Origin of the sequence: Flavihumibacter sp. CACIAM 22H1 (genome assembly GCF_001601815.1) — a bacterium.
Taxonomy (GTDB): domain Bacteria; phylum Bacteroidota; class Bacteroidia; order Chitinophagales; family Chitinophagaceae; genus Flavihumibacter.
In genome coordinates this window covers 21,913-28,488 of the sequence record NZ_LUKG01000071.1, presented here as the reverse complement: position 1 = coordinate 28,488, position 6,576 = coordinate 21,913, and the positions used below count along the sequence as shown (strand labels likewise).

Genomic DNA, 6,576 nt, shown 5'->3' with positions numbered 1-6,576 from the left:
GTAACAGAGCTACAAACATATCAATTTCTGCTGCCATCCGTATGGTAGTGTCTATCAGTTGAAAATATTTGGGATTAGGTTTTAAAGGATCGTTCTGTTGGAGGGGAAGTGCGTTATAGCGATTGGTTTTAGTAAGTCCATCCTGTTCTGCCAGGATTACAGCCTGGATAACATTAAACCCCTTCTTATGCCGGTCGTTCAGGTATTGTACAATTTCTTCAAAACTAAGGCGGTGAAACAGTTCCCAACCGGTATCAGCCAGCCAGAAAAAAGGGCGACCATTGGAAGTTTCCAAAAAATGAGCGTCCGCGCTTACTTTTAACCTACCATGTTTCCATTGGTGTTGGGAAAAGCCAGGCAACACAAGTAATACTGCCAACAAAAGCAGCAAAGGGTATTGGATTTTTTTCATCAACCAGGTTTTATCGCTGATAAGATAACGAATCTTTGAGTTGCTTATTTTCATGATATCAAAGAAACCAGTAAAAACGCTAATTTTCAATCAATTATGAAAGGTCAAGTGCCAGGCAAAAAGCCTGTTTCAGCTAAAGTGATGCTAAAAGAACTGGAAGAAGCACTCGAATTTAACAGGGATCCTGAAAAAGCCAACGGCATGGCCGCCTATATGAAAAACAGGTTTAATTTTCTGGGAATTCCCCAACCACTGCGCAAAGAGCTATCGCGGCCATTTTTGAAAGCGGCCCTTCTGCTGGACATGCCTGCCATACTACAACTAGCCGAGGAGCTTTGGAAAAAACCGGAACGTGAATACCAATATATTGCGATGGAATTACTGTATGCCAGCAGAAAAAAATGGGACGCGGCCTCCGAATTGTTTTTTCTCCACCTCGTTACGGAAAAATCATGGTGGGATACGGTCGATTTTATAGCCAGTAAACTTATCGGCACCAGGTTTGCCGGCAAAAAAAAGCCCGGAATAATGAAGGCATGGATAGGTGCTGAAAATACCTGGCAAAATAGAACCGCACTGCTTTTCCAATTAAACTACAAACAAAATACGGATGCCGAATTTCTGTTTACGGCCGTCCGCTGTCTGCTGCCCAAAAGAGAGTTCTTTATCCAAAAAGCTATTGGCTGGTCGCTTCGGCAATACCATCGAACGGCGCCCGATAAAGTAGAGGAGTTTGTAGAATCCGCCGGAATTACAGGGCTTGCAAGGAAAGAAGCGCTGAAACATTCCAGCTAAACAGACTGGTTTAATAAATTAGAATCAGTAACTTTTCAGCAAGAACCATTAACCCAAAATTAGGCCTATGCAGGATCGGTCTTCCTCTTCTCTGAGCAGAAGAAACTTTATCCGGTTATCTGGAATGACCGGCGCCGCACTGACCATTGGTTATTTTATGCCGGCTATCGGGCAGGGAAAACCCGCTATTTTATCCGGCACCCAGGCTGCCGCTGCCGGTATTGACCTTACTGCCTGGGTACAGATCGATACCAATGGGCAGGTCACCATTTTTAGTCACCGTGCCGAAATGGGTCAGGGAGCTTATCAAAGTATTCCTCAAATTGTTGCCGAAGAGCTGGAAGTGGATCTTACCAAAATAAAAGTAGCTTTTGCAAAAGGCCATCCCTCCAAATATGGAAGCCAGATTACGGGAGGAAGTTCTACCGTAAGGGGCTCGTTTAAAGCCTTACTGAATGCCGGTGCAACGGCCCGTGAATTATTAATTGCCGCCGCCGCCGCTAACTGGCAGGTTGTGGCAAGTGAATGTTATGCATCAGAGGGTATGGTCTATCATCGTCCTAGCGGAAAAAAAGCACCCTATGGCGAATTGGTAGAAAAAGCAGCTACATTAACGCCTCCTCTACAGGTGCCGCTAAAAGCCAGGAAAGCATACAAATACATTGGCAAACCGGTACCCCGTTTAGACAATCCCGATAAAATAAACGGGAAAGCGGTGTTTGGCATTGATTTTACACTGCCCGGAATGAAATATGCAGTAGTAGAAAGAAGCCCCCGGTTTCATGGAAAGATTAAATCAGTGAACGACAAAAAAGCAAGGGCTGTAAAAGGTGTGATCGATGTAATTCAAGTGGAAATGCCGGTTTTTTCGGGCACCCGCCATGGTATTGCCGTAATTGCCGATAATACCTGGGCTGCCCTCAAAGCGCGGAAACTCCTGGAAATTGAATGGGAAGATAGCGGTATTGAACGGGTCAGTACCGAATTGCTCTACCAGCGGATGCAGGAAGATTTAGCCAAACCCGGACTTACACAAAAAGCACTGGGAGACCCTCTACGCTTTTTTGATAAGGCAGAAAAAAAACTGGAACTGGTTTATGAAACCCCGTATCAGAGTCACAGTGCCATGGAGCCCCTGAATTGTACGGCTTATTATACAGAGGAGAAGATCCAGGTATGGGGACCTATCCAGGGACCCGACTGGATACAATCTGATTTGGCCACCCGGTTTAACATAGCACCCGAAAAAGTAGAAGTTTCCATGACCTTCCTTGGTGGCGGGTTTGGAAGGAAAGCCTTTACCGATTACCCGGCCGAGGCAGTACTCATTTCTAAAGCGATAAAAGCCCCCGTACAGGTTCTCTGGACACGAGAAGACGATATGACACAGGGGCCCTTCCGCCCCGGCGTGGTATATGGTTGCAAAGCAGTTTTGCAGGGCGACCAGGTAAATGCACTGGAAGTTAAATTATCCGGGCAAAATATGGATCATCAATGGGCGCCGAATCCGGATAAACTAGACTATAACCGAAGTACTACGGAAGGATGGCTGGAACCTTTTTTTGAATCTATTCCCAATTACCGGTTTGCGGATTTGCCAACGGAATCACCTGTACCGGTAATGTGGTGGAGGTCGGTTTATTCTTCCACCAATTCCTTTGCCTTTGAAAGTTTTTGGGATGAAATGGCCATTGCGGCAGGTAAGGATCCGCTGGCATTTCGGAAAGCACATATTGGCAGCGACCATGAACGGTACCATAAATTGATTGACAAACTGAAAGAAGTAACCGGCTGGGATAAGCGAAGTAAAGGGTATGGTGTAGCTTTTGCAGAATGCTTTGGATCCATCATAGGCGAGGTAGTGCAGGTTTCTCGCAAAGGGGACAAAGGTATTTCGATCGATAAGGTAACGGTGGTGATAGATTGTGGCTGGTATGTGAACCCAACCATTATACAACAGCAGGTAGAAGGAAGCGTAATAATGGCGCTGGGTGCGGCCACGGTACATGCTACAAATTTCAAGGACGGGAAAGCTGTAGAGACTAATTTTCATCAATATAAATTACCGCGGCTTCCTGAAACCCCTGAAATTGAAGTGGTGATCATGGAGAACGAAGAGAAAGCAGGTGGTGTGGGAGAACCAAGCTTACCCCCGCTGGCGCCGGCATTATGTAACGCCATTTTCGATTTAACCGGTAAACGCATCCGGAAACTTCCCTTCTCGCTTACTAATTTGCCCGATGTATAAACAAAAAGCCGGATCTTATTTATCCGGCTTTTTGATCATTTACTGCGTTGCAGGCAACATTATTTTCTCGCTGCTTTTACCTGGGCCGGGGTAAATACTGCTTTAGATTTATTACCCCAGGAGTTGGTGATATAATTGGCAACATCGGCAATTTCTTCATCTGATAGGTAGGATTGCTCCGGCATCATCATGCTATAGGTCTTTCCGTTGACTTTTATTTCTTCGTTCAGTCCTTTCAGAATGATAGTGATGGCTTTTTTGGGGTCCTTCATCAGGTAATCAGATTTGGCCAGCGGAGGAAAACTTCCTTCAATCCCTTCACCATTCTCCTGGTGGCAGCTTTGACAATTGTTTTCATATACGTCCTTTCCCCTTTTTATACTTGCTTCCTTTGGGTTTTGTACAAAGGCGGTGAGTGAGGCGCTAACCGCGATAAAGGCGGTTAAGATGGCGATTTTTTTCATGCTTAATTTGGTTATGCTTCCTGGTTTGAATAATTGAATAAGAGAGTGGAATCAACCGGTAATCAAATCCCCTTCCAGATCATAGTCATAAGCCTTCGTTATTTTAACCTGAACGAATTCCCCGGGTTCTAATTTTCTGGTGGTATTGATCACCACTTCGTTATCCACTTCCACACTGTCAAATTCCGTTCTTCCAAGATAACGACCTGCCTCCTTTTTATCAACTATTACCTTAAAAATCTGACCAACTTTTTCCTGGTTTTTTTCCAGGCTTATTTCCTGCTGTACTTCCATAATTTCCTGTGCCCGCGCTTCCTTTTCTTCGGCAGGAATGGAATCTTCTAGTTCATAGGCGGAGGTATTTTCCTCGTGAGAGTAGGTGAAAATACCTACCCGATCGAATCGCATACGGCGGAGAAAATCTTTTAATTCTTCCACATCCTCCCGGGTTTCTCCAGGAAATCCGGTAATAAGCGTAGTACGGATGCAGATGCCCGGGGATTTTTCCCGGATAGCCGTAATCAATGTTTCCATTTCTTCACGGGTTATCTGGCGCTTCATGGCTTTCAGCATATTGTTCGAAGCATGCTGAAGCGGCATATCAATGTAATTGCAAATATTGGGGTGGGCATTGATAGCGTCGAGGATTTCCAGTGGAAATTTGGATGGATAGGCGTAATGAAGGCGGATCCATTCCAGGCCGGGCACTTTAGCCAGTTGATTCAGCAATTCCGGCAATTGCCTTTTTTTATAAAGATCAAGTCCATAATAAGTAAGTTCCTGTGCAATGAGCATGATTTCCTTCACGCCTTTTTTAACAAGGCTTTCCGCTTCCTTTACAAGTTCTTCAATGGGGCGGCTGACATGCCCTCCGCGCATTAAGGGAATTGCGCAAAATGAACAGGTGCGGTTACACCCCTCTGAAATTTTCAGGTAGGCATAGTGTTTGGGAGTGGCCAGCATGCGTTCACCCAGGAGTTCTGCTTTATAATCAGCTTCCAGTTCCTTCAGTATCAGGGGCAATTCCATGGTTCCGAACCAGGCATCAACTTCCGGGATTTCTTTTTCAAGATCATTGCGGTAACGATGGCTGAGGCAACCTGTAACGTAAACCTTATCCAACTTGCCTTTTTGTTTGAGGGCTACCTGGTCGAGGATGGTATTAATGGATTCTTCTTTTGCTTTGTCTATAAATCCACAGGTGTTCACCACCACGATATTATGGTCCAGTTTTGCATTTTCGTGAACAACAGCAATATCATTGGCAAGCAACTGCCCGCTCAGCACTTCACTGTCGACCATATTCTTACTACACCCAAGTGTAATAATATTCACTTTATCTTTTTTCAGGCTTCTGGCTTTCATACTTTTAGTTTTTAGACGTCAGACAGGTGTTCTAACACCTGTCTGACGTCTTAGGACGTCTTCAGCAAACTATCAACGAATTCATGTTTATCGAATACCAGGAGGTCTTCCATTTTTTCTCCAACACCGATAAATTTCACCGGGATCTTGAATTGATTGGCAATCGCCAAAACCACCCCCCCTTTTGCAGTACCATCTAATTTAGTAATAGCTAAGGCTGTTACATCGGTGGTAGCGGTAAAATGCCTCGCCTGCTCCAAGGCATTCTGCCCCGTTGACCCATCCAGCACCAGCAATACTTCATGCGGCGCCTCCGGGATAACTTTTTGCACAACCCGCCGGATTTTACCCAGCTCATCCATCAAATGCGCCTTATTATGCAGGCGGCCAGCCGTATCAATAATGATTACATCCACTCCCCGCGCTACCCCACTTTGAACCGTATCAAATGCTACTGCGGCCGGATCAGACCCCATATCCTGCTTCACAATAGGTACACCGGTGCGTTCACTCCAAATGGTTAGCTGATCCACGGCTGCTGCCCGAAAAGTATCTGCCGCTCCTAGCAATACCGACTTTCCCGCCTTTTTAAAATTATAGGCTAGCTTGCCAATGGTGGTGGTTTTTCCGACGCCATTTACACCCACTACCAATACTACATAAGGCTTGGAAGGCAGCTCTGTCTGAAACGAATAACTGTTCGATTCCGGCGCATCTACCAGGATACCACGGATCTCTTCCTGCAAAATCCGGTTAAGCTCAGATGTATTCAGGTATTTATCTCTGGCAACCCTTTTTTCAATCCGGTCTATCAACTGAACCGTTGTATCTACGCCAACATCAGCACTCACCAAAGCCTCCTCCAGGTTATCCAGTACTTCCTCATCTACCGTACTTTTACCCGCAACAGCCTTGGTCAGTTTACTTAAAAAACTGTCTTTGGTTTTCTGCAGGCCCTGATCCAGCGACTCCTTTTCCTTCTTTCCAAATAGTTTATCAAAGAAACCCATAATGATTTTATTCAATGGTTAAACGGTCAGCTCATTAATGCTGCAAATTAAGCTATCAGATATATGCTACCAACTAGGCTTTACCTGATCCGATCCCTGATTCTTAAAACACAAAAAGCTGTTCCGGTCAACCAGAACAGCTCGGTAGGAATTAATTTATCCCAACATTATTTTTCGCCCAGGAATTCTTTGATTTTCTCCTTGTGAACGATTGCCTCTTTAAAAGTGTAGGCACCCGTCTTCGGACTGCGAACAGCTTTGATCACTTTAGTCCAGTTTTTA

General features: G+C 45.1%; 7 protein-coding genes. 2 read left to right on the top strand and 5 right to left on the bottom strand.

What is annotated here, in order from left to right; genetic code table 11:
* Nucleotides 1–412 (bottom strand): DUF4038 domain-containing protein (locus A1D16_RS16770; RefSeq protein WP_290711604.1); only part of this gene is annotated, 412 nt, incomplete at its 3' end.
* A 96-nt stretch (nucleotides 413–508) separates the two neighbouring features.
* On the opposite strand from A1D16_RS16770, the gene A1D16_RS16765 reads away from it, so the two are divergent.
* Nucleotides 509–1,207, top strand: a complete 699-nt coding sequence (locus A1D16_RS16765) for a DNA alkylation repair protein (RefSeq protein ID WP_290711602.1) — start codon at nucleotides 509–511, stop codon at nucleotides 1,205–1,207.
* 67 nt (nucleotides 1,208–1,274) lie between these two features.
* The gene (locus A1D16_RS16760) at nucleotides 1,275–3,455 is read left to right on the top strand and encodes a molybdopterin cofactor-binding domain-containing protein (RefSeq protein ID WP_290711600.1); all 2,181 of its coding nucleotides are present in this window, start codon (nucleotides 1,275–1,277) and stop codon (nucleotides 3,453–3,455) included.
* Nucleotides 3,456–3,514: 59 nt separating this feature from the next.
* Here A1D16_RS16760 and A1D16_RS16755 read toward each other — a convergent pair whose 3' ends face one another.
* The 4 genes from A1D16_RS16755 to A1D16_RS16740 form a co-directional block, all read right to left on the bottom strand.
* On the bottom strand, nucleotides 3,515–3,919 hold the full coding sequence (locus A1D16_RS16755; protein WP_290711598.1) for a cytochrome c: 405 nt from the start codon (nucleotides 3,917–3,919) through the stop codon (nucleotides 3,515–3,517).
* Nucleotides 3,920–3,970: 51 nt separating this feature from the next.
* Complete coding sequence (gene rimO, locus A1D16_RS16750) at nucleotides 3,971–5,284, bottom strand: 30S ribosomal protein S12 methylthiotransferase RimO (RefSeq protein WP_290711596.1); 1,314 nt, start codon at nucleotides 5,282–5,284, stop codon at nucleotides 3,971–3,973.
* 50 nt (nucleotides 5,285–5,334) lie between these two features.
* On the bottom strand, nucleotides 5,335–6,309 hold the full coding sequence (gene ftsY, locus A1D16_RS16745) for a signal recognition particle-docking protein FtsY (protein ID WP_290711594.1): 975 nt from the start codon (nucleotides 6,307–6,309) through the stop codon (nucleotides 5,335–5,337).
* Between the two features lie 152 nt (nucleotides 6,310–6,461).
* Nucleotides 6,462–6,576, bottom strand: a 115-nt coding sequence (locus tag A1D16_RS16740) for a DUF4295 domain-containing protein (RefSeq protein ID WP_290711606.1), incomplete at its 5' end; no start/stop codon positions are given.

What these genes read in the sequence shown, in the direction of transcription:
- A1D16_RS16755 (WP_290711598.1), bottom strand. Translation starts at nt 3,919, where the DNA reads ATGAAAAAAATCGCCATCTTAACCGCCTTTATCGCGGTTAGCGCCTCA.
- A1D16_RS16765 (WP_290711602.1), top strand. Translation starts at nt 509, where the DNA reads ATGAAAGGTCAAGTGCCAGGCAAAAAGCCTGTTTCAGCTAAAGTGATG.
- A1D16_RS16760 (WP_290711600.1), top strand. Translation starts at nt 1,275, where the DNA reads ATGCAGGATCGGTCTTCCTCTTCTCTGAGCAGAAGAAACTTTATCCGG.
- rimO (WP_290711596.1), bottom strand. Translation starts at nt 5,284, where the DNA reads ATGAAAGCCAGAAGCCTGAAAAAAGATAAAGTGAATATTATTACACTT.